Genomic DNA, 21,806 nt, shown 5'->3' on the forward strand with positions numbered 1-21,806 from the left:
TTATCCCTTCACGGCGCCCGCGGTGAGGCCCGCGGCCATCTTGCGCTGGACGAGGAGGAAGAGCACGACCATCGGCACCGCCATCATCGTGGCGCCGGCCATCATCGGGGCGTATTCCGTGCCGTGCTTGGTGGTGAAGTTGCCGAGCCAGACGGTCGCGGTCTGGTTCTGCTGGCTCATCAGCATCAGGGCGTACAGGTACTCGTTCCACGCCTGGATGAAGCCGTAGACCGAGGTGGCGACCAGACCGGGGGCCAGCAGCGGGAAGACCACCCGCAGGAAGGCGCCGGTGCGCGAGCAGCCGTCCACCATCGCCGCCTCCTCCAGTTCGCGCGGGATGTTGACGATGAAGCCGCGCAGCGTCCACACCGTGAACGGGAGGATGAAGGTCAGGTAGGTGAGGATCAGGCCGGACAGCTTGTCGTACTGACCGAGGTCGTTGAGCAGCAGAAACACCGGGATGATCAGGGCGATGAGCGGGACCATCTGGACCGCCAGGATGCCCACGATCACGATCTTCCGGCCACGGAAGGCGAACCGGGAGATGGCCAGTGCCGCCAGCATGCCGACGACGATGCCGATCGCGACCACCGACAGCGACACGACCAGGCTGCGCCCGACCGGCCCCCAGAAGTCGGCGATGGCCAGCGCCCGGCGGAAGTTGTCCAGTGTGAAGCCCGTGGGCAGCAGACTGGGGTCCGGGTCGATGGCGTCCTTCGCCGGTTTGATCGCCGTGTCGATCATCCAGTAGACGGGGAAGCCCGCGGTGAGGAAGACCAGCAGGCCGAGGAGGTTCCACCCGAGCCGGGCCCTCGTCCGGCGGCGGGCCACGGCGCGCCGGATGAGCGTCGCCGCAGTCGTGCCGCTCGTGCCGCTCGTGCCGCTCATTCGACTTCTCCGATCCTCAGCATCTGGCGCATGTAGACGGCGACGACGCCGAGCAGCAACAGCACGGTGATCAGGGCGATCGCGGAGCCCTGGCCGTAGTCGTTGACCACGAACGCCCGGTCGTACGAGTACGTGGTGAGCAGCTGGAACTCGGCCTCGGGGTGGCCGCCCCGCATCACGAAGACCTGCGGGAAGACACCCATGTCCCAGATGACGGAGAGGGTCGTCAGCATCACGATGATCGGCTTCAGGATCGGGAGGGTGACGTGGCGGAACACGCCCCAGGAGCCCGCGCCGTCGAGCCTGGCCGCCTCCTCCAGTTCCTTCGGCACCTGGGTGAGGCCCGCGCCGAGGGTGATGACGACGAACGGAACGGCGCCCCAGACCACGAGCAGCATGATCACAGCCAGGCCCTGCGGGCCGCTCGCGAACCAGTTGTGGCCGATCAGACGCACGCCGGGCAGCTCGCTCAGCAGAGCGTTGAGGATGCCGTAGTCCGAGTCGAAGAGCCACTTGAAGACGGTGGTGGCCACGATGACCGGCATGCCCCAGCCGGCCACCAGCACGATGTTGATCAGCGTCTTCAACCAGCCGGAGACCCGCTGGAGCAGTAGCGCGATCAGCATGCCGAGGACCATGGTGAAGATCACCGAACCGGCCGCGAAGACGACCGTGCGCACGACGACCGCCCAGAACTCGCCGTCCTGAAGCACCTCGGTGAAGTTGGCGAACCCGGCCGACTCGGCCGGCTGGAACCCCCACAGCTGGGACTGGCCGAACTTCTGGAACGACAGGGTCACCAGACGGACCAGCGGATAGCCCATCACCAGGGCCAGGACCAGCAGACAGGGGGCGAGCAGCGTCCAGGGGACGGCGGCCCCGCCCGGCGCCCGCCTTCGGCGTGGCCTCGCGGCGGGGAAGCCCGGTGGGGGAGGCGCCGGCCGCGGCGGCACCTTGGCAGGGGTGGTCGTGTCTGCGGCACTCATCGCGCGCTCCTCAGCGATCCCTGTGGGTCGTACGAGCAGCAGGGCCCCTCCCCCGGACACCCCCCGGGGTCCACGGGGCCCTGCCCTCTGCTCACTTGGTGTTGATGACCTTGTCGATCGCGGCGTCCGCGTCCTTCGCGGCGGCCTCGACCGACTTCTTGCCGGTGCCGATGTCCTGCAGCATCGTCTGCAGGACCTGCGCCTTCTCGACCTGGCCCCAGCCCGGTGCCATCGGGACGAACCAGTTGGACTCGGCCGCGGTGGCGGGGATCGCCGTCGCCGGGTCGTTCTTCAGGGTCGCGAGGTCGGTCTTGTTGTTGGGCAGGTTGCCCTTGGCCATGAGGCCCTTCTGGCCCTGCGACCCGGTGAAGGCGTTGATCCACTCGGCGGCCAGCGCCTGCGCCTTGGACTTCACCGGGACCGCGAGGTCGGAACCGCCCAGGAAGACGGGCATGTTCTTGCCGGAGGGACCGGGCATGACGAAGTTCTCGAGGCTGCTCTTCAGCTTGCCTCCGGTCTTGTCGGCCTTCGGGTCGGCCGCGGCCGCGCCCTCCCAGGCGGCACCGAAGATCATGGCGGACTTGCCCTGGCCGTAGACGATGTACCGGTCGGACTCGTCCTTGGTCTTGTCGCCGTGCATGTACCTGTCGATGACCGTCTTGAACTCGTTCAGGCCCTTGAGGGACTCCGGCGAGGACAGGTCGGCCTTCCACTGGCCGCCCTCCTGCTTGGCGATGGAGCCACCCGCGTCGTAGACGAAGGACATGGCCGCGTACCAGTCCCGCGTGGGCTGGTACCAGGCGCTGAACCCGCTGCCCTCCTTCTTCTGGATCTTGTCCAGGTCGGCGGTGAGCTCCTGGTAGGTCTTCGGCGGCGTCTTCACGCCGACCGAGGCGGCGATGTCCTTGCGCCAATTCGCAACGCGGCCGCCGGCGTAGTAGGGAACGCCGTAGGTCTTGCCGTCGTACGTGACGGACGACTTGAGACCGTCCAGCCACTGGGCGGAGTTGTCGAACCTGGCCGGGTCCACGGGGGCGAAGGCGCCCTTGACCATGTAGCCGAGCATCTCGGTGTTGCCCATCTCGACCACGTCGGGCGCCTTGTCGGTGGCGAGGACGGCGTCGAGCTTGGTGTTCTTGTCCGGCCAGCCGTAGTACTCGTGGTTGATCTTCAGGCCGGGGTGCTTCTTCAGCACCGCGTCGTCGGCGGCCTTCACCAGGGCCGGCCAGTTGTTCTGGGCGTCGACCGTCAGCCAGACGGTGAGCTCCTTGGCGTCCGCCCCGGTGCTCGACCCCCCGGACTTGCCGCTTCCGCACGCCGCGACGGAGACCATCATGCCCGCGATACCGATCGCGACTGTCAGTTTGCGCTTCACGCCATCCTCCTCAGGGATGCCACAAACCCCCCTTGTCCCCGCGGCGTGACGACGCGCACCGCCCGTGGGGCCGGGACTGGACCATTGGTGTAGACCAGTAGGGGGGAGCTTGGCTCAGACCAATAGGCGCGTCAAGGGCGTTCGAGCCGCTCAGGGTGTTCGTTATGTGACCTACATATGAAAGGACCTTTAAGTAGGAACTCAGCGAAAACGGGCACCCGGTTCGTCACGGCCGCGACTGGACCAATCCGTCGGGCGTGGACTAGACCAGCGAAGGTGCCGACGGTATACAGAGGGGACCCCCGTCGGTGGAACGGGGATCACGGAGCGTGCGGCCCTGCTCCCCATGAGGCCGTGCCACGATGTGAGCCGTGACCGACGCCCTGTCGGTCGCTTCGGCATCCGGAGCCGGGAAGGCAGAGCATGAGCACCGACGTCAGCAGTGCGGAGAGCGAGGGCGGGGCGACCGTCCGCACCGCGCGCGTGCCCAAGTACTACCGTCTGAAGAAGCATCTGCTCGACATGACGGAGACGCTGCCGCCGGGGACGCCGGTGCCGCCCGAGCGCACGCTGGCCGCGGAGTTCGACACCTCCCGCACGACGGTGCGCCAGGCGCTGCAGGAACTGGTCGTCGAGGGGCGGCTCGAGCGCATCCAGGGCAAGGGCACGTTCGTCGCCAAGCCGAAGGTCTCCCAGGCGCTGCAACTGACCTCGTACACGGAGGACATGCGCGCGCAGGGACTCGAGCCGACCTCTCAGCTGCTGGACATCGGCTACGTCACGGCCGACGACACGCTCGCCGGACTGCTCGGCATCTCGGCCGGCGGCCGGGTGCTGCGCATCGAGCGGCTGCGGCTGGCCAGCGGTGAGCCGATGGCGATCGAGACGACGCACCTGTCCGCCAAGCGCTTCCCGGCGCTGCGCCGGTCGCTGGTGAAGTACACGTCCCTCTACACGGCGCTCGCGGAGGTGTACGACGTCCATCTCGCGGAGGCCGAGGAGACCATCGAGACCTCGCTGGCCACCCCGCGCGAGGCGGGTCTGCTCGGCACGGACGTGGGCCTGCCGATGCTGATGCTCTCCCGCCACTCGCTGGATCGCGAGGGCAAGCCGGTGGAGTGGGTGCGGTCGGTGTACCGGGGGGACCGGTACAAGTTCGTGGCGAGGCTGAAGCGGCCCGCGGAGTAGGGCGCAGAGCACTCCTCGGGTCCACTCCGTGCCGATGTGCGGACGAGGGCTTCCGCTCCCATGGCAAGGTCACCTACATTGCCTGCGCATTACACAGATGAACAGGTGACAGTGAGGGACGGAGCCGTATGTCCGATCAGTCAGATGCAGCCGGAGCGGCGGTGGTGACGCCGGTGCGCGTCGTCATCGCCCTCTGCCTCGTAGCACCCTTCGTCGCGATGCTGTGGGTCGGCTCGTACGCCAAGACGGACCCCGCGTTCATCGGCATCCCGTTCTTCTACTGGTACCAGATGCTGTGGGTGATCATCTCCACGGCGCTGACGATGCTCGCCTACAAGCTGTGGCAGCGTGACCAGCGCGCCCGCGCCGGCGGCAAGGGGGGTGCGTCGCAGTGAAGGACGGCGTGAACGGCGTCGCGCTCGGCGTCTTCGTCTTCTTCTTCCTGGCCGTGACCGTCATGGGCTTCCTGGCGGCGCGCTGGCGCAGGGCGGAGAACGAGCACAGCCTCGATGAATGGGGCCTCGGCGGCCGCTCGTTCGGGACCTGGATCACCTGGTTCCTGCTCGGCGGCGACCTGTACACCGCGTACACGTTCGTGGCGGTGCCGGCGGCGATCTACGCGGCGGGCGCCTCGGGCTTCTTCGCGGTGCCCTACACCATCCTGGTGTACCCGCTGATCTTCACCTTCCTGCCGCGCCTGTGGTCGGTCTCGCACCGGCACGGATACGTCACCACCTCGGACTTCGTGCGCGGCCGGTTCGGTTCCAAGGGCCTGTCGCTGGCGGTGGCGCTGACCGGCATCCTGGCGACGATGCCCTACATCGCGCTCCAACTGGTGGGCATCCAGGCCGTGCTGGACGTGATGGGCGTCGGCGGCGGCGAGAGCACCAACTGGTTCGTGAAGGACCTGCCGCTGCTGATCGCCTTCGGTGTGCTGGCCGCGTACACCTACTCGTCGGGTCTGAGGGCGCCCGCGCTGATCGCGTTCGTGAAGGACGCACTGATCTACATCGTCATCGCGGTGGCGATCATCTACATCCCGATCAAGCTGGGCGGCTTCGACGAGGTGTTCGCGAAGGCGGGGCACGCGCTGGCGCAGGTCAACCCGGTGACCGGCAAGCCGCGCGGCGCGCTGGCTCCGGCCGAGGCGACCCAGTGGACGTACGGGACGCTGGCGCTGGGATCGGCGCTCGCGCTGTTCATGTACCCGCACTCGGTCACCGCGACGCTGTCCTCGCGCAGCCGTGAGGTGATCCGCCGCAACACCACGATCCTGCCGCTGTACTCGCTGATGCTGGGCCTGCTGGCGCTGCTCGGCTTCATGGCGGTCGCCGCGGGCGTGAAGGTCAAGAACGGGCAGCTGGCGATCCCGCAGCTGTTCGAGAACATGTTCCCGGACTGGTTCGCGGGTGTGGCCTTCGCGGCGATCGGCATCGGCGCGCTGGTGCCCGCGGCGATCATGTCGATCGCGGCCGCGAACCTCTTCACCCGCAACGTCTACAAGGACTTCATCAAGCCGGACGCCACGGCCAAGGAGGAGACCCGGGTCTCCAAGATCGTGTCGCTGCTGGTGAAGGTGGGCGCGCTCGTCTTCGTCCTGACGATGGACAAGACCGTCGCCATCAACTTCCAGTTGCTGGGCGGCATCTGGATCCTGCAGACCTTCCCCGCTCTGGTCGGCGGCCTGTTCACGCGCTGGTTCCACCGCTGGGCGCTGCTGGCGGGCTGGGCGGTGGGCATGGTCTACGGCACGGTCGCCGCCTATCGCGTCGCGTCCCCGTCCAACCCGGCGCAGAAGCACTTCGGCGGGTCCAACGCGATGATCCCGGGCATCGGCGAGATGGGCTACATCGGTCTGACGGCGTTCGTCCTGAACGTGGCGGTGGCGGTGGTCCTGACCTTCGTCCTGAAGGCGGTCAAGGCCCCCGACGGCATCGACGAGACGAAGCCGGAGGACTACACGGCGGACGCGGGCGACCCGGGGGTGCAGGTGCAGCTGCCGCCGGCCACGGCGGGCGCCTCGCACTGAGTCCACGTCGTACGCCGGGTCAGCGCGTCAGCGGGTCAGCGGGTCAGCGGGTCGCCGGAGGAAATCCGGCGGCCCGTTGTCGTACCCGTCCGGCACACTCGGCCCATGGACTTCACCATCCGGCCGGCGGCCCCGGACGAATACGGCACGCTCGGCGAGATCACCGCTCGGGCCTACCTCCAGGACGGTCTCCTGGACTTCGGCGAGAGCGACGCCTATCTCGGCGAACTGAAGGACGTGGCGGGACGGGCGGCCGCGGCACAGGTGCTGGCGGCCGTGGCGGACGGGAGTCTGCTCGGCGGCGTCACCTTCGTACCGGCCGGCGGCCCCATGGCCGACATCGCAGGACCGGGAGAGGCCGAGATACGGATGCTCGCGGTCGCGCACGACGCACGCGGCCGGGGCGTCGGGGAGGCCCTCGTCCGGGCCTGCGTCGACCGCGCCCGGGCCACCGACGGCTGCGTACGGGTCGTGCTGTCGACCCAGCGGACCATGCGCACCGCCCACCGCATCTACGAACGTATGGGATTCGTTCGCGCACCCGAGCGGGACTGGAACCCCTTCCCCCACCTCGACGACATCACTCTCCTCACCTACGAGTTGACGCTCTGAGGCCACCGCGACACAACATCTGGGGGCGACATCACAGCCCGGCACAAGATGTATGCTCATGCTCGCTGTCGCCGCAGGGGAATCCGGTGCGAATCCGGAACTGTCCCGCAACGGTGTACCTGTGCGTGCCCGCCCCAGGCGGACCCGCACGAGCGTCAGTCCGAGGACCTGCCGACAGCGCGCCCGGCCGTCCGGTCCGGGTGCCCTGACGTCCGGGCCTCGTGGAATGGGCCGGTGGGCGCGACGCCGTGTGCGCTCGTGAGCTGCCCCCTGCCCTCCGCCAGGCCCCGTGCCGAGCGAGGGAGAGCCCCACGTGACCATCGCGCCAGCCGATCCGGCTTCAGCCACAGGTCTGGAAACCGACGGTCCGGGTGCCGCGCTGCTGCGGACCCTGACCGAGCTGACCGCCGACCTCCCCGACGCCGACCCCGGGCGGGTCGCCGCCGCCGCGCTGCGCGGCCGGTCCGCCCGCGCCGACGACGCCGAGCTGCGCGAGCTGGCCACGGAGGCGGCCGCCGGACTCATCTCCGAGGACCCCGCCTACTCGAAGCTGGCCGCCCGCCTGCTGACCATCGGCATCCGCGCCGAGGCCGCCTCCCAGGGCGTCACGTCGTTCACCGAGTCCATCGCCGTCGGCCACCGGGAAGGACTGATCGCGGACCGCACCGCCGCGTTCGTACGCCTGTACGCCAGCCGTCTCGACGCCCTGGTGGAGGAGCAGGCCGACGACCGCTTCGGCTACTTCGGCCTGCGCACCCTGCACAGCCGCTACCTCCTGCGGCACCCGATCACCCGCACGGTCGTCGAGACGCCCCAGCACTTCATGCTCCGCGTCGCCGCGGGCCTGGCCGAGGACGACAGCCCCCACTCGGTGGACGACGTCGCGGCGCTCTACGGGCTCATGAGCCGGCTCGACTACCTGCCCTCCTCCCCCACCCTCTTCAACTCCGGCACCCGGCACCCCCAGATGTCGTCCTGCTACCTCCTCGACTCCCCGAAGGACGAGCTGGACTCCCTCTACGAGCGCTACCACCAGGTCGCCCGCCTCTCCAAGCACGCCGGCGGCATCGGCATCGCCTTCTCCCGCATCCGCTCCCGCGGCTCCCTGATCCGCGGCACCAACGGGCACTCCAACGGCATCGTCCCGTTCCTGAAGACCCTCGACGCCTCGGTCGCCGCCGTGAACCAGGGCGGCCGGCGCAAGGGTGCCGCCGCCGTCTACCTGGAGACCTGGCACTCGGACATCGAGGAGTTCCTGGAGCTGCGCGACAACACGGGCGAGGACGCCCGCCGCACCCACAACCTCAACCTGGCGCACTGGATCCCGGACGAGTTCATGCGCCGGGTCGACGCCGACGAGCAGTGGTCGCTGTTCTCCCCCTCGGACGTGCCCGAGCTGACCGACCTGTGGGGGGAGGCGTTCGACACCGCCTACCGCCGGGCCGAGGCGGCGGGGCTCGCCAGGAAGACGATCCCCGCCCGGGATCTGTACGGCCGCATGATGCGCACCCTCGCGCAGACGGGCAACGGCTGGATGACGTTCAAGGACGCCGCCAACCGCACCGCCAACCAGACCGCCGAGCCGGGCCACGTGATCCACTCCTCCAACCTCTGCACGGAGATCCTGGAGGTCACGGACGACGGGGAGACGGCGGTCTGCAACCTCGGGTCCGTCAACCTCGGCGCCTTCGTGGCCGAGGGCGACATGGACTGGGAGCGGCTGGACGCGGCCGTCCGCACCGCGGTCACCTTCCTCGACCGCGTCGTCGACATCAACTTCTACCCGACCGGACAGGCGGCCCGCTCCAACGCCAGGTGGCGTCCCGTCGGCCTCGGCGCGATGGGCCTGCAGGACGTCTTCTTCAAGCTGCGGCTGCCCTTCGACTCCCCCGCGGCCAAGGCCCTGTCCACGCGGATCGCCGAGCGGGTCATGCTCGCCGCGTACGAGGCCTCCGCCGACCTCGCCGAGCGGCACGGCCCCCTGCCGGCGTGGGAGGAGACCCGCACGGCGCGGGGCGTGCTGCACCCCGACCACTACGGCGTCGAGCCGACCTGGCCGGAGCGCTGGGCGGCCCTGCGGGAACGCATCGCCGCGGTCGGCATGCGCAACGCGCTGCTGCTCGCCATCGCGCCCACGGCGACCATCGCGTCCATCGCGGGCGCCTACGAGTGCATCGAGCCGCAGGTCTCCAACCTCTTCAAGCGCGAGACGCTGTCCGGTGAGTTCCTCCAGGTCAACTCGTACCTGGTGCAGGACCTCAAGGCGCTCGGCGTCTGGGACGCACGCACCCGCGAGGCGCTGCGGGACGCGAACGGCTCCGTGCAGGGCTTCGCCTGGATCCCCGAGGACGTACGCCGGCTCTACCGCACGGCGTGGGAGATCCCGCAGCGCGGTCTGATCGACATGGCCGCCGCCCGCACCCCGTTCCTGGACCAGGCCCAGTCGCTGAACCTGTTCATGGAGACGCCGACGATCGGCAAGCTCTCGTCGATGTACGCCTACGCCTGGAAGCGGGGCCTGAAGACGACCTACTACCTGCGCTCCCGCCCGGCGACCCGTATCGCCCGCGCGGCTCAGGCCGCCGTCCCCGTCCAGCAGGCGACCCCGGACGCCGAAGCCGTCGCCTGCTCCCTTGAGAACCCCGAGTCCTGCGAGGCCTGCCAGTAATGACCAGCACCACCGGCACCACCCGTCCCCAGAACCTCCTCGACCCCGGCTTCGAGCTGACCCTGCGCCCCATGCGCTATCCCGACTTCTACGAGCGCTACCGGGACGCCATCAAGAACACCTGGACCGTCGAGGAGGTCGACCTCCACTCGGACGTCGCCGACCTCGGCAGGCTCACCCCGGGCGAGCAGCACCTGATCGGGCGCCTGGTGGCCTTCTTCGCGACCGGCGACTCGATCGTCGCGAACAACCTGGTGCTGACCCTCTACAAGCACATCAACTCGCCCGAGGCCCGGCTCTATCTGAGCCGGCAGCTCTTCGAGGAGGCCGTCCACGTCCAGTTCTACCTGACACTTCTGGACACCTATCTCCCGGATCCGGACGACCGTGCGGCGGCCTTCGCAGCCGTGGAGAACATCCCCTCCATCCGCGAGAAGGCCGAGTTCTGCTTCAGGTGGATGGACTCCGTGGAGCGGATCGACCGCCTGGAGAGCAAGGCGGACCGCCGGCGCTTCCTGCTCAACCTCATCTGCTTCGCCGCGTGCATCGAGGGCCTGTTCTTCTACGGTGCCTTCGCGTACGTCTACTGGTTCCGCAGCCGGGGCCTGCTGCACGGCCTGGCCACCGGCACCAACTGGGTGTTCCGCGACGAGACGATGCACATGTCGTTCGCCTTCGACGTCGTGGACACCGTCCGCGAGGAGGAGCCGGACCTCTTCGACGACGAGCTCCGGCAGCAGGTCACCGACATGCTTCGGGAGGCCGTCGAGGCCGAGTTGCAGTTCGCTCGCGACCTCTGCGGTGACGGCCTGCCGGGGATGAACACAGACTCGATGCGGCAGTACCTGGAGTGCGTTGCCGACCAGCGCCTCGCACGCCTCGGCTTCGCCCCGGTGTACGGCTCGGAGAACCCCTTCTCCTTCATGGAGCTGCAGGGCGTCCAGGAGCTGACCAACTTCTTCGAGCGGCGTCCGTCGGCGTACCAGGTCGCGGTGGAGGGGACCGTCGCCCTGGACGAGGACTTCTAGGCCCCGTCCACACCCGTCCACGTTCCCGGGGCACGACGCCGCACGTCTGCCGGACGGACGTGCAGGTGGCTCGCGGGCCGGCTGCACGTCCGTCCGGTGCCGGTGGTCAGCGGGGCACGGCCCTCAGCAGCAGCCGGCGCGGGCGGAGCGTGATGCCGATGCGGGGCCCGGACTCGGACCCGGGGGCCTGTTCGAAACGGTAGGCCGAGGCCATCACCGCGGTGAGGAGCGTGAGTTCGGCCATCGAGAAGTGGTCACCCGGGCACTTCCGGTTGCCCACGCCGAACGGGGTCATCGCGTACTTGGGGACCTCCTTGGCCCGCTCGGGAAGCCACCGGTCGGGGTCGAACTCCTGAGGCCGCCCGTACGACCGCGGATCCCGCTGGATCGCGTACGGGCTGTACACGACGTCCGCCCCGGCCGGAATCCGGTACCCGCCGAGCTGTGTGCCGGCCACCGCCCGCCGCGTCAATATCCATACGGCGGGATGCAAACGCATTGTCTCGACGATGACATGCGCGGTGTACGTCAGCTTCCGGACGTCCTCGAATGCGACCGGCCGCTCCCCCACAACGGCTTTCACCTCGTCGCGGACCTTGTCTCCCTGATCCGGGTGCTCGGTGAGCACCTTCAGGAGCGACATGATCACGGATCCGACGGTTTCGCTTCCGGCGGTGATGATGGCGACGACCTGGTCGTGGATCTCCTGTTCCCCGATGGTCTCGCCATTCTCGTCCTTCGCTTCCAGCAAAGCCGTCAGCAAATCGTCCGGCTTTCCACCGGATGCCCGGCGGTCGGCGACGATCTCGTCGACCAGGAGATGCAGATCGGCCAATGCCCGGTTGAATTCGCGGTTGGCCGGAAACGGCAGGCGATAAAGCGGTCCCAGGGGCAGGACCATGCGCTGGTACATACCGCTGAACAGTGTGGTGAGCGCGGCGCAGATCCGCTCGGCCCTGGCATCCATGTAACTGCCGCGCATCAGGCAGCGGGTCGCGACGCGGACGGCCACGCGGAAGGCCTCCGTGGTGGCGTCCAGGGGCGCGCCGGACCGCCAGCGTTCCACGAGCCCGTGCGCCTCCTGCGCCATGACGGGGCCGTAGGCGGGGATGGCCTCGAGCCGGAAGGCGGGCTGGATGGCCCGCCGCTGGCGCCGGTGCAGCGGCCCGTTGCTGGTGGCCACGCCCTGCTTGCCGAGCAGGTCCTCGAGGGATTCCCACAGCGCCCCACCGATCTCGAAGTCGGTGCTGAGCGCGAGGGCACCGGCGAGTTCGGGGCTGGTGACCGCGTACAGCGTCTTCGGACCGATCCTCAGCCGTACGACGTCGCCGTCGTCCCGCAGCCGGGAGAGGAAGCCGAGCGGATCGCGGGCCAGTTTCCAGCCGTGTCCGAGACCGGGGACGCCGCCCGCGGCGAGCGGCGGAACAGAGGGCTCCATGGGCACTTCGGTCCTGACCGATTCCAGGGTCATTTCTCACCTGCCGCTTCGTTGTCGACGTATGGGGGTGTCGACCGGTCGTCCCAGCTGTCGACCCGGTACCGGCCGGACTCGTGATGGAACCAGTACACGGTGCTGAACCAGTTCCGCATGTTCCCGACGATCGCCCTGACCGCGACGCCCAGTTCCTTTTCCCGCACCGCTCCGTCCGCCAGGGTGTCGGCGAACTGCAGCGCCTCCTTTTCGGCGGCGATGAAATCGGTGACGCATTGTTCGAGCCGCCGCCTTATTTCTCTGACGGCCTCCTCGAGCGTCATCCCCTCATGCTGGATGAGGCTGATTCCCAGATTATGGACCTCGTCCCCCGCTATTTCCTTCGGGAGCGAACACAGGTCGTTGTACCAGGCGGCGAACTCCTGGCTCAGTAACGCCGCCCGCCGGTATGCGGGGTGTTTCCTGACTCGCTCGGGCAGTTCGCATTCGGCGCTCACCTCCAGCAGGTCCGTCCAGATCCAGTGCGCGAAGGTGAGCCGGCGGAGTTCGAGGTAGGCGTCCACCGTGGGGACGCGCCCGAGGGAGCGGTTGTGGAACTCCCTGTCGTACGCCTCGATCACCGCGTGGAAGTGCCGGGCGAAGCGTGCGTTCCAGGTGGGGCCGAGGAACGAGTACAGCCGCAGCACACTGTCCGCGAACCCGGCGACCAGGGAGTCCTGGTGGTGCAGATGATCCCCGGGAGAGTCCAGGGCCGTGTGCAGCCGCGACCTCAGCCTCCCCCAGGCGGCAGGCCGTCGGTGCACGATGTCCCGGTCGTGGCGGTCGTCCCAGACGAAGAACCACGCGCTGTAGTCGGCTATCGCCTGCAGGACCTCATCGGGGGCGCCGATGTAGTAACCCGCCATGAGGTCGGTGTAGCACAGTCCGTCGGCATATTCCTCGACCTTGTCCGCCGGCATGAGCCGCTTTTCGAGCAGCCAGGAACGCGTCTTCTCCTGCAGGCGGGGCCAATACGGGTGCAGTCGACGGGGAAACGCGGCCTCGATCACCGGCAGTCGGAGCGCCGGTGGAACCGCGACCGCGGTCGCCGTCGGTGAAGTGCTGTGTGGGAAAGCTGGCACGAACAAACCCCTCTCAGCGGCCGGTTGGCGCCGCGCCCCCTCCGTCGTGCCGGGCGCACCGCCGTCGCGTTGTCCCGCACATTCCATTCAGCACTACAACTGACCGGCATGGGAACGCATTTGCTCCAATCACTCCCCTACTGTGCCGGGATTCACCCCTTGTGTAACCGATTACGGATCAGTTCATACGTACACGGGGTCGAATGTGCGACGTATGCATGAACGTGACACCTACATGAACGGCGCCGGGCCGGGCGGAGTGCCCGGCCCGGCGCCGTCGAGGGAGGGGCGACCGCCATGCCTCAGTCGTTGGCCACCACGGGGTAGCGCGGCTCGTTCTCGGCCATCTGCCGCAGGGCGTCCCGGCGTTCGCGCTTGGAGAGCCGGTCGATGTACAGGTAGCCGTACAGATGGTCCGTCTCGTGCTGCAAACACCGTGCGAAGTAGCCGGTGCCGCGTACCTTGATCGGGTTGCCCTTCTCGTCCTGCCCCGTGACCTCGGCGTAGTCGGGGCGGGCGAGCGGCGCGTAGGCGGTCGGCACGGACAGGCAGCCCTCGTTGCTGTCGTCCAGTCGGCGCTTGTCGGCGGGCAGTTCGACGAGCTCGGGGTTGCAGACCACACCCACGTGGCGTACGCCCTCGTCGTCCAGGCAGTCGTAGACGAAGACCTTCAGATCGACACCGATCTGGTTGGCGGCCAGGCCCACGCCCTCCGCGGTGCGCTGGCTGGCGAACATGTCCGCGACCAGCTGCTCGAGCCCCGCGCCGAACTCGGTGACGTCCTTGCACTCCTTGTGCAGCACCGGGTTCCCGACGACCGTGATCGGCCGCGAGGTGCCACGCTCCCGCCAGGCCGCCTCGCGCTCCTCACAGTCCTCCGTGTCGACGACATAGCCCTCGTCGTCGACGGGGAGCACGCCTGCGTGCTGCTGATCGGTGTCCTGCTGCGCCATGACCGACGTACGCCTTCCTGCAACCATGGGAAATCTGCGAGTACAGCCTACGGGGCGCGGTCGGGTGACCTCCCCGGATCGACCGGCGAGGGCGCGGTCAGCACACCTCTTCGAGGTCCCGCCAGTCCCGGGAGTCGGGACTGTCCGCGACCCACCCGTCCAGCAGCCCCCGGACCAGCGAGGCCGGCGCGGCCACCCCGCACTCCCGCTCGGGCACCCACAGCTGCCCGTCCGTGCGGTGCCCCAGCGGCCCGGGGTGGCCGGGCTCGCTGTGGTCGTGCGGGTCGAGGTGCTCGCCGTCGCCCTCGTCGGCCGGCATCCGGGACTCGGAGCACATACGGCACAGCAGCCGCACGGACGAGGACCAGTCCTCGGCGGCGAACCCGGCGTCGGCGGCCAGCTGCTCCAGCGCGTCCCGGTCGGCCTCCGTGGCGGCCTCCAGCAGCACCACCCAGGTGGGGACCGGGGAGGGCGCCCACAGCTCGATCTCGTCGAAGACGGGGTAGGTGTGCCCGGCGGCCGTCGTGCGCTCCCCGTGCGGCACTCCGTCGTGCAGCACGACCTCGCCCCAACGGCGCCCGGAGGACGGCAGCGGGATGGAGAGCACCTCGATACGAGCGGGGTCCAGCCGACGGCCCCAGACCACCTCGGCCTCGCCCTCCGGCGACAGCCGCACCGCGGCGCTGCCCAGCTCCATCCCGGCCGGCTCCGAGGAGACCGCGGCACCTCCCGGCACCTTCAGCCCGTACGCCTGCCACGCGCGGCGGGCCAGCGGCCAGTCCTGCAGGGCGGTGGCGGCGATGCCCACGTTCCACCAGTCGGGCGCCCCGGTCTCCTTCTCCAGCAGCGCCACCGCGCGCAGCCCGGCGGTGCGGGCCTGCTCCCAGTCGTGGCGGAACTTGTGCAGCAGCGCCAGGTTGAACCAGGACTCCGAAAGCCAGGGCTCCAGATCCGCGGCGCGGGTCAGCAGCGCTCCCGCGTCCTCGTACCGGCCGTCACCGATCAGGGTGAACGCGCGGTCGGTGGCCTGCCGCCAGGAGGCGGAGGGCCGGTGCCGTCCCTTCCCGAAGATCCTCACGATTCCGCCTGCCAGTCCCTTGCGATTCCCGCCTGCCGGATTCCTGCCGTCTGCGGGGGCCACGGACCGAGCTGTGCCCCCGAACACCCTCTCCTCGCATCCAACCACGTACGGCCGGACGGGTGCTCATTACCCATGGGTTACCCCACCACGGGGGCCCTCAGACTGTCTCGCTGCAGCACTCGTGAGAGTGATTCCACGACGTCCGGCTGGTAGTCGCGGGCGCAGCCGAGTCGCAGCCGCTCCAGCGCGCTGAGCGGTCCCCCCGGTCCCGCCTCTTCCCTCGCCAGCTCCTCGTATGCGTTGACCGTCCGCACGATTCTGGCGCTGACCGGCTGTTCCCGGTAGGGGTCGGCCTGCCGTTCCACGACGACGGCGACCTCGGCGTCCACCCCGGTCTGGCGCACCACGGCACCGCCGAGCAGCGCGATGCGCCGCTGTTCCTCGGCGGGCAGCCGGGCGGTGGCGCCGGCGGGCACGGGGTCGACCAGGCTGAGCTGCCCGATGTCGTGCATGAGGGCCGCGTACTCCAGAACGGTCAGTTCGGGCTCGGTCAGGCCCATCTCACGGCCGACGGCCCGGCTGAGCTCCGCCACGCGGCGGGCGTGTCCGGGGGGCGTGTACCCGGCGATCTCGGTGGCGCGGGCCAGGGAGGCGATGGTCTGCCGGTAGGTGGTGCGCACCGCCGCGTACCGCCGGTAGGAGAGCTGGGTGAGCAGCAGCGGCAGCGAGAAGACGGGCAGCGCCCACAGGCCGGCGACCGCGACGGCCAGGGACATCACGGCTCCCGTGGCGCACACCGCGGAGCCGATGCCGCGCCGTGCGCGCAGCTCGTCGCACAGCAGCGGCCCGAACGGCCAGCGGGTCCGGCAGTGCGCGAGCGCGGCGGCGAGCACCGCGTCGCACAGGGTGGTCAGGACGAGCAGGGCGACGACGATCAGCGCGTGGGCGGGTCCGCTGCGGTGAAGCGGCCCGCCGTGGTGGTACAGCGGCTGGAAGCAGACGGCGGCGAAGCCGACGGTGAGCAGGCGGCGGGTGAGGTGGTCGGTGGTGGGGCCGCGCCCGCGCGCGACGTGCGGGACGCACCCGGCGAGGGAGGCCGCGAGCACCACCGCGACGGCCTGGGGCGCACCGTGGTGGGCGGGCCGGCCGGCGATCTCCCCGAGCAGGGCGTAGGCGAGCGCCCCGGCCGCTCCGAGGGGTGCGGTTTCCCGTTCGCCGCTGCCGCTCCACCGGCCGAGCTCGCCGACGCCGACGAGCCCCCCGAAGGCGAGGGCGGCACCGGGGTCGTCGAGGCCGTACCAGAGGGTGCGGGCGAGGCAGCCGGCACCGAGGAGCCCGGCCGCCGCGTGGGCGAGGACCAGGGGGATGCGGCCGGCGCTCACGCGCCGCCCCCGCCGTGTCCCCGCCCGGCCGGCCGGCCGGCCACGGGCAGGGCCGGAGGCGGTACGTTTCCGCGCCCGCGGCCCTCCCCGGCCTCGTCGCGCCGTTCCTCGTCCGCGGTCACCACCGGGTGCCACCCGTGCCGTGCCAGGGCCCGGGCGAACGCCCGTACCATCGCCGGGTCGAACTGCGCCCCCGCACACCGCTGAAGCTCGTCCAGGGCCGCGGCGACGGGCCGGGCCCGCCGGTAGGAGCGGGTGGAGGTCATGGCGTCGAAGGCGTCGGCGACGGCGACCACGCGGGCGCACTCGGGGATCCGGTCGCCCGTCAGCCCGTACGGATAGCCGCTGCCGTCGAGGCGTTCGTGGTGGTGGAGGATCGCGGACCGCGCCTCGTCGAGGAACCCGATCCCGCGGACCATCTCGTGACCGTACTCGGGGTGCAGTTCGATGATCCGCCGTTCCTCGGGGGTGAGCGGCCCGTCCTTGCGCAGCAGCCTGGTGGGCACGCCGAGTTTGCCCACGTCGTGCAGGATGCCGGCGAACCGCAGCACCTCCACCCGTGCGTCGTCCATGCCGAGTTCGCGGGCGATCATCATCGAGGCCTGTCCGACCCGCTCACTGTGCCCGCGGGTGTAGCCGTCCTTGATGTCGACGGCCTGGACGAGCGCCCGGATGGTGGCCTGGTGGGCCGCCCGCTCGCGGTGGTACTGCGCGAACACCCAGCAGGAGACGTGCATGGGCAGCAGCACGAGCAGCGCCGCCACCGGTCCGTACGGGCTGCGCCACAGCACGGCCATCATCAGCCCGGCCAGGCCGTGCACGGTGACGGGCGCGAGGCAGCGCAGGAACAGTCCGCGCCAGGCAGAGCGCGCCGGTACGCCCTCGGCGAGGACCAGGATGCCGCCGTCGAGGGCGGTGAGCGCCAGGCAGAACGCCACCACCGCGGCACCGGCCGGCAGGAGCGCGTAGGGGAAGCGGGGGCCGACGACGGCGTCGTGGCCGCCGAGCGACCAGTGCACTCGGGAGGCCGCCCAGACGGCCAGGGCGAGCTGTGCGGTGCGCCAGATCCGGCGCAGCCGGGCCGGCCGCCCCTCGACACGGGCGAGCAGGGCGCCCGGCACCGGCACGAGCGCGGCGGCCGGGGGCGGCAGCAGGAAGGCACCGGCGAGCAGCACGGGGAAGAAGGTGCCCATGCCGTCGGGTGCACGGCGGCCCACGAAGGAACACCGAGGAGCCTGCTCGCAGCCGGCGTAGAGCGCGGCGAGCAGGATGACCACCCACCAGGGAACGGGCAGCTCCGGCACCGGAGCCACGCAGCACAGGGCGGCGAGGGCGGCACAGCCGACATACACGTGGCCCCAAGGCCGAACCGGTCCCACGACGCCACCTCCCGCCGAACCGGCGCCCGGCCCCGGAACCGGGCGGGCCCGGTCATGCCCCATTCAGGCTCGGGAGCCTAGAGGGGCGGATGGCGCACCGGGGTGGCGTTGGCCGAATCCACGTGCCTCCGACGCGCGGATTAGCACGTTCGAGTGACGGACGGCCCGGGAACGACCAAGCGTTCCGAACTGGAGTTCAGGACTCCTGCGGAGTCGCGGTCACATCGTGCTCGGGGACCGTCTGACCGGAGCGGATCAGCTCGATCCGGCCCATGACCTTCGCCCGCAGGTCCGTCGGCACGTCGTCATGGCCGCAGCACCGCTTCACCAGCTTCTTCACGGCCTCTTCCAGCCCGTACTTCTCCAGGCAGGGAGAGCACTCCTTGAAGTGCTGCTGGAACTTGGTGCGGTCGACGTCCGGCATCTCACTGTCGAGGAACTCGTAGAGATGGTCCAGGACCTCACTGCAGTCCGTCTCGTGCGGCTCTCCGCAGCTCATGAGCCCGAGCCTTTCTCGTTCGACTCTCCGGCGCCGGCCGGGACCAGTCCGCGCTCGCGGGCGTAGTCCTCGAGCATGCCGCGCAGTTGACGGCGGCCCCGGTGCAGCCGGGACATCACCGTGCCGATGGGTGTCCCCATGATGTCGGCGATCTCCTTGTACGCAAAGCCCTCCACGTCCGCGAGATAGACGGCGATGCGGAACTCCTCGGGGATCGCCTGCAGCGCTTCCTTGACGTCCGAGTCGGGAAGGTGGTCGAGCGCCTGGGACTCCGCGGAGCGCAAGCCGGTCGACATGTGCGACTCGGCGCGTGCCAGCTGCCAGTCCTCGATCTCCTCGGCCGCGCTGCGCTGGGGTTCGCGCTGCTTCTTGCGGTAGGAGTTGATGAACGTGTTGGTGAGGATCCGGTACAGCCATGCCTTGAGGTTGGTGCCCTCGCGGAACTGGTGGAAGGACGCGTACGCCTTCGCGTACGTCTCCTGCACCAGGTCCTCGGCGTCGGCCGGGTTGCGCGTCATGCGCAGCGCGGCCGAGTACATCTGGTCGAGGAATTCGAGCGCGTCCCGCTCGAAGCGCGCGCTGCGCTCGGCGGACGACTCCGTGCCCGCGCCCCGGCCCTCGGGCTGCTCCGCCTGGCCGTAGTCGGTCCCTGCGTCGGTACCGGTGACCGGACCCACCTCCTCCAGCGATGTGGCAGGACCGAGAGCGGCCCCACTCGAATCGGAGGATAGACGAACATCCTTGCCCGCCGCCGCTCGAACCGGCGCGGTCCTCGCCGTGTGCAGCACCGTCCACTCCAGGTCAGCGCTGCTGCTGCGGCTCGGGCAGATGGTCGAACCCATGCGGCGGACTTCCTCTCGTCGGTGCGTACGGCACGCCCGGTGCTGTCTGAACCCGACAACAGTGGCCCACCCCGCAACATTCCCGGAGGTCACCCGAGTGACGTGACCCACTTCACCACCGCGTCGGTGACCGTCTCCAGGGCCTGCTCCTGGGTGATGTCCGCGCGCCTGGGCACCGCGAAGCCGTGATCGCCGCAGGGCACCTCGACGATCCCGTACGAACCCTGCGGGAACTCCCCCGGCTTCCCGAACGGGTCGTTCCCGCCCTGCACCACCAGCGTGGGCACACCCGCGCCCAGCAGTTCGTCCGCGCGGGACTTCTCCGGCCTGCCCGGCGGATGCAGCGGGAAGCTCAGGGCGAGGACCGCGTGCGCGCCGAGCTCGGCGGCGGTTCGGCAGGCGACCCGGGCCCCCGCGCTGCGCCCGCCCGAGATCACCGGCAGCCCGGGGCCGGCGAGCGCGGGCCACACCCCCCGCCAGCCCAGATCCAGCGTCTTCGGCGCGGGCGCCACCTTCTTGCCGGCGACGCGCCAGGGCTGTTCGACGAGGGCGACGGTCACACCGTGCGTGGGCAGGACCCGGGCGAGCGCCTGGAGGTCGCGCGCCTCGATGCCGCCGCCGGCGCCATGGCCCACGGCCAGCACGAGCCTCGCCTTCGTGGCCCGGTGCCAGGTGACGCGGGCAGTACCGGCGTCCGTCTCGACGCTCTGTGTCACATCGGTCACGTCAGAACAGTGTCCCCTCTTCAGGCCCCGCCAGCTCCTTCAGCAGCTCCGGGCCGTTGTTGCGGACGTTGCTGACCGCCGTGGGAACCGGATAGGCACGCATCAGGCCCGGCGGCGGCGGGTCCAGCAGGGAGCGCAGGTCGTCGGGGTCCGTGTGGGACGGATCCAGCCAGGCGTCCCAGCGGTCCGGGGTGAGCATCAGCGGCATCCGGGGGTGGATGTCGGCCAGGGTGCGCGGGCCCTCGGCCGGCGCCACGGCCAGCGGGGTCGTCTCCGCCTCCGTGGTGATCACCGAACAGGTCACCCACCAGGCCCGGGGGTGGTCGTCGGGCAGGGTCCTGTCCCGCCAGAACTCGTACAGCCCGGCCATGGCGAAGACCGAGCCGTCGGCCGGCAGCACGAAGTACGGCTGCTTGCGCGGGCGCTTCCTGCGGCCCTCGACCTCCCGTTCCCGCTCGTCCCTGGCGGTGACCCACTCGTAGTAGCCGTCGGCGGGCAGGATGCAGCGCCGGGCGGCGAAGGCCCGGCGGTACGACGGCTTCTCGTGCACCGTCTCGGCACGTGCGTTGATCATGCGGGCACCGCCCTCGGGCGACTTGGCCCAGGAGGGGACGAGTCCCCACTTGAGCTTGCGCAACTGGCGAACCGGGCGCTGGTCGCCTGCGTCCTTCACAGGACGGTCCAGGACCGCGTGGACCTCCTTGGTCGGCGCCACGTTGTAGTCGGGCCCCAGGGCCTCCTCGGGCTCCCACTTCTCCACGTCAAAGATTCCTGCGAGATCCTCGGGCCTGCGACTCGCTGCGTACCGTCCGCACATGCGTGCCACACTGCCAGATCCGCCGACACTCCTGGAGCCACTCACCGCAATGGACAGCCTCGCCTCGACCTCGCTGAGTTCCCTGCCCGATCTCTGGGACGAGGTCTTCGGCAGTCAGCCGGACCCCGCTCTGTGGGTGGTGATCGCAACCATGGCCGCGGCGCTCGCCGTGGTCGTCCCGCACAACGTGTGGCGGATATCCCGCAACGCCGTCACGATCGCCCACGAGGGCGGCCACGGTCTGGTGGCGCTGCTGAGCGGCCGCACGCTCACCGGCATCCGGCTCCACTCGGACACCAGCGGCCTGACCGTCAGCCGCGGCAAGCCGTACGGCCTCGGCATGATCCTCACCGCCGCCGCGGGCTACACCGCTCCCCCGCTCCTCGGCCTCGGCGGCGCGGCGCTGCTCGCCGCCGGGCACATCACCGCACTGCTGTGGCTGGCGACCGTGCTGCTCGTGGCGATGCTGGTGATGATCCGCAACGCGTACGGGGCGCTGACCGTGCTACTGACCGGAGGAACCTTCCTGGCGGTGTCCTGGCTGACCGGCCCGCAGGTGCAGGCGGCGTTCGCGTACGCGGTGGTGTGGTTCCTGCTGCTGGGCGGCGTGCGTCCGGCCTTCGAGCTGCAGGTCAAGCGGGCCCGCGGGGGCGCCCGGGACTCGGACGCGGACCAGCTCGCACGGTTGACGAACGTCCCCGCCGGGCTGTGGCTGTTCCTGTTCCACACGGTGTCGCTGTGCTCGCTGATGGGCGGCGGGCGGTGGCTGCTTCGGATGTGACCCGGTGGTGGGAGGCGCGA

General features: G+C 70.1%; 20 protein-coding genes and 1 riboswitch. Of the genes, 7 read left to right on the forward strand and 13 right to left on the reverse strand.

Annotated elements, in window-relative coordinates; genetic code table 11:
• From AC5WS8_RS19240 to AC5WS8_RS19250, 3 genes are all read right to left on the reverse strand, one after another.
• Positions 1-888: a carbohydrate ABC transporter permease gene (locus tag AC5WS8_RS19240; RefSeq protein WP_496104640.1), complete on the reverse strand. Its 888-nt coding sequence runs from the start codon at positions 886-888 to the stop codon at positions 1-3.
• Positions 885-1,874, reverse strand: coding sequence for a carbohydrate ABC transporter permease (locus AC5WS8_RS19245; protein ID WP_496104641.1), 990 nt, complete (start codon positions 1,872-1,874; stop codon positions 885-887). The genes AC5WS8_RS19240 and AC5WS8_RS19245 overlap by 4 nt, the downstream gene beginning before the upstream one ends.
• 91 nt (positions 1,875-1,965) lie before the next feature.
• Positions 1,966-3,249, reverse strand: coding sequence for an extracellular solute-binding protein (locus tag AC5WS8_RS19250; RefSeq protein ID WP_496104642.1), 1,284 nt, complete (start codon positions 3,247-3,249; stop codon positions 1,966-1,968).
• A 423-nt stretch (positions 3,250-3,672) separates the two neighbouring features.
• Here AC5WS8_RS19250 and AC5WS8_RS19255 point away from each other — a divergent pair, with 423 nt between their 5' ends.
• The 6 genes from AC5WS8_RS19255 (at position 3,673) to AC5WS8_RS19280 (ending at position 10,774) form a co-directional block, all read left to right on the forward strand.
• The gene (locus AC5WS8_RS19255) at positions 3,673-4,437 is read left to right on the forward strand and encodes a GntR family transcriptional regulator (protein WP_496104643.1); all 765 of its coding nucleotides are present in this window, start codon (positions 3,673-3,675) and stop codon (positions 4,435-4,437) included.
• Positions 4,438-4,565: 128 nt separating this feature from the next.
• Positions 4,566-4,832, forward strand: coding sequence for a DUF3311 domain-containing protein (locus AC5WS8_RS19260; RefSeq protein ID WP_496104644.1), 267 nt, complete (start codon positions 4,566-4,568; stop codon positions 4,830-4,832).
• The gene (gene mctP, locus AC5WS8_RS19265; protein WP_496104645.1) at positions 4,829-6,466 is read left to right on the forward strand and encodes a monocarboxylate uptake permease MctP; all 1,638 of its coding nucleotides are present in this window, start codon (positions 4,829-4,831) and stop codon (positions 6,464-6,466) included. Before AC5WS8_RS19260 ends, mctP begins: the two co-directional genes overlap by 4 nt.
• A gap of 105 nt (positions 6,467-6,571) precedes the next feature.
• On the forward strand, positions 6,572-7,078 hold the full coding sequence (locus AC5WS8_RS19270) for a GNAT family N-acetyltransferase (RefSeq protein ID WP_496104646.1): 507 nt from the start codon (positions 6,572-6,574) through the stop codon (positions 7,076-7,078).
• 52 nt (positions 7,079-7,130) lie between these two features.
• Positions 7,131-7,268: riboswitch (cobalamin riboswitch) on the forward strand.
• A 123-nt stretch (positions 7,269-7,391) separates the two neighbouring features.
• The gene (locus AC5WS8_RS19275; RefSeq protein WP_496104647.1) at positions 7,392-9,746 is read left to right on the forward strand and encodes a ribonucleoside-diphosphate reductase subunit alpha; all 2,355 of its coding nucleotides are present in this window, start codon (positions 7,392-7,394) and stop codon (positions 9,744-9,746) included.
• Positions 9,746-10,774, forward strand: a complete 1,029-nt coding sequence (locus AC5WS8_RS19280) for a ribonucleotide-diphosphate reductase subunit beta (protein ID WP_496104648.1) — start codon at positions 9,746-9,748, stop codon at positions 10,772-10,774. The genes AC5WS8_RS19275 and AC5WS8_RS19280 overlap by 1 nt, the downstream gene beginning before the upstream one ends.
• A 106-nt stretch (positions 10,775-10,880) precedes the next feature.
• On the opposite strand, the gene AC5WS8_RS19285 is transcribed toward AC5WS8_RS19280, so the two are convergent.
• The 10 genes from AC5WS8_RS19285 to AC5WS8_RS19330 all read right to left on the reverse strand — a co-directional run bounded on the left by AC5WS8_RS19285 (position 10,881) and on the right by AC5WS8_RS19330 (position 21,005).
• A complete protein-coding gene (locus AC5WS8_RS19285) occupies positions 10,881-12,245 on the reverse strand; it encodes a bifunctional albaflavenone monooxygenase/terpene synthase (RefSeq protein WP_496104649.1) in 1,365 nt (454 codons plus the stop codon).
• Positions 12,242-13,327 carry an epi-isozizaene synthase gene (gene cyc1, locus AC5WS8_RS19290; protein WP_496104650.1) on the reverse strand — a complete coding sequence of 362 codons (1,086 nt, stop codon included), beginning with the start codon at positions 13,325-13,327 and terminating at the stop codon, positions 12,242-12,244. The genes AC5WS8_RS19285 and cyc1 overlap by 4 nt, the downstream gene beginning before the upstream one ends.
• A 302-nt stretch (positions 13,328-13,629) precedes the next feature.
• A complete protein-coding gene (def, locus tag AC5WS8_RS19295) occupies positions 13,630-14,280 on the reverse strand; it encodes a peptide deformylase (protein ID WP_496104651.1) in 651 nt (216 codons plus the stop codon).
• A gap of 97 nt (positions 14,281-14,377) precedes the next feature.
• The gene (locus AC5WS8_RS19300) at positions 14,378-15,358 is read right to left on the reverse strand and encodes a tetratricopeptide repeat protein (protein WP_496104652.1); all 981 of its coding nucleotides are present in this window, start codon (positions 15,356-15,358) and stop codon (positions 14,378-14,380) included.
• Positions 15,359-15,498: 140 nt separating this feature from the next.
• Complete coding sequence (locus AC5WS8_RS19305) at positions 15,499-16,743, reverse strand: HD-GYP domain-containing protein (RefSeq protein WP_496104653.1); 1,245 nt, start codon at positions 16,741-16,743, stop codon at positions 15,499-15,501.
• The gene (locus tag AC5WS8_RS19310) at positions 16,740-18,122 is read right to left on the reverse strand and encodes an HD-GYP domain-containing protein (RefSeq protein ID WP_496104654.1); all 1,383 of its coding nucleotides are present in this window, start codon (positions 18,120-18,122) and stop codon (positions 16,740-16,742) included. Before AC5WS8_RS19310 ends, AC5WS8_RS19305 begins: the two co-directional genes overlap by 4 nt.
• A 196-nt stretch (positions 18,123-18,318) precedes the next feature.
• Positions 18,319-18,621, reverse strand: a complete 303-nt coding sequence (rsrA, locus tag AC5WS8_RS19315) for a mycothiol system anti-sigma-R factor (RefSeq protein ID WP_388990925.1) — start codon at positions 18,619-18,621, stop codon at positions 18,319-18,321.
• Positions 18,618-19,298 carry an RNA polymerase sigma factor SigR gene (sigR, locus tag AC5WS8_RS19320; protein WP_496104786.1) on the reverse strand — a complete coding sequence of 227 codons (681 nt, stop codon included), beginning with the start codon at positions 19,296-19,298 and terminating at the stop codon, positions 18,618-18,620. Before sigR ends, rsrA begins: the two co-directional genes overlap by 4 nt.
• A gap of 254 nt (positions 19,299-19,552) precedes the next feature.
• Positions 19,553-20,188 carry an alpha/beta hydrolase family protein gene (locus AC5WS8_RS19325; protein ID WP_496104655.1) on the reverse strand — a complete coding sequence of 212 codons (636 nt, stop codon included), beginning with the start codon at positions 20,186-20,188 and terminating at the stop codon, positions 19,553-19,555.
• Between the two features lies 1 nt (position 20,189).
• A complete protein-coding gene (locus AC5WS8_RS19330) occupies positions 20,190-21,005 on the reverse strand; it encodes an SOS response-associated peptidase (protein ID WP_496104656.1) in 816 nt (271 codons plus the stop codon).
• Positions 21,006-21,054: 49 nt separating this feature from the next.
• On the opposite strand from AC5WS8_RS19330, the gene AC5WS8_RS19335 reads away from it, so the two are divergent.
• A complete protein-coding gene (locus tag AC5WS8_RS19335) occupies positions 21,055-21,786 on the forward strand; it encodes a M50 family metallopeptidase (protein WP_496104787.1) in 732 nt (243 codons plus the stop codon).
• Positions 21,787-21,806 lie beyond the last annotated feature (20 nt).

This window comes from Streptomyces sp. PTL18, assembly GCF_059510295.1.

Bases quoted from the DNA above. Each gene is read 5' to 3' on its own strand.
- AC5WS8_RS19240 (WP_496104640.1), bottom strand. From the start codon at position 888: ATGAGCGGCACGAGCGGCACGAGCGGCACGACTGCGGCGACGCTCATC.
- AC5WS8_RS19245 (WP_496104641.1), bottom strand. From the start codon at position 1,874: ATGAGTGCCGCAGACACGACCACCCCTGCCAAGGTGCCGCCGCGGCCG.
- AC5WS8_RS19255 (WP_496104643.1), top strand. From the start codon at position 3,673: ATGAGCACCGACGTCAGCAGTGCGGAGAGCGAGGGCGGGGCGACCGTC.
- AC5WS8_RS19260 (WP_496104644.1), top strand. From the start codon at position 4,566: ATGTCCGATCAGTCAGATGCAGCCGGAGCGGCGGTGGTGACGCCGGTG.
- AC5WS8_RS19270 (WP_496104646.1), top strand. From the start codon at position 6,572: ATGGACTTCACCATCCGGCCGGCGGCCCCGGACGAATACGGCACGCTC.
- AC5WS8_RS19280 (WP_496104648.1), top strand. From the start codon at position 9,746: ATGACCAGCACCACCGGCACCACCCGTCCCCAGAACCTCCTCGACCCC.
- AC5WS8_RS19285 (WP_496104649.1), bottom strand. From the start codon at position 12,245: ATGACCCTGGAATCGGTCAGGACCGAAGTGCCCATGGAGCCCTCTGTT.
- def (WP_496104651.1), bottom strand. From the start codon at position 14,280: ATGGCGCAGCAGGACACCGATCAGCAGCACGCAGGCGTGCTCCCCGTC.
- rsrA (WP_388990925.1), bottom strand. From the start codon at position 18,621: ATGAGCTGCGGAGAGCCGCACGAGACGGACTGCAGTGAGGTCCTGGAC.
- AC5WS8_RS19330 (WP_496104656.1), bottom strand. From the start codon at position 21,005: ATGTGCGGACGGTACGCAGCGAGTCGCAGGCCCGAGGATCTCGCAGGA.
- AC5WS8_RS19335 (WP_496104787.1), top strand. From the start codon at position 21,055: ATGGACAGCCTCGCCTCGACCTCGCTGAGTTCCCTGCCCGATCTCTGG.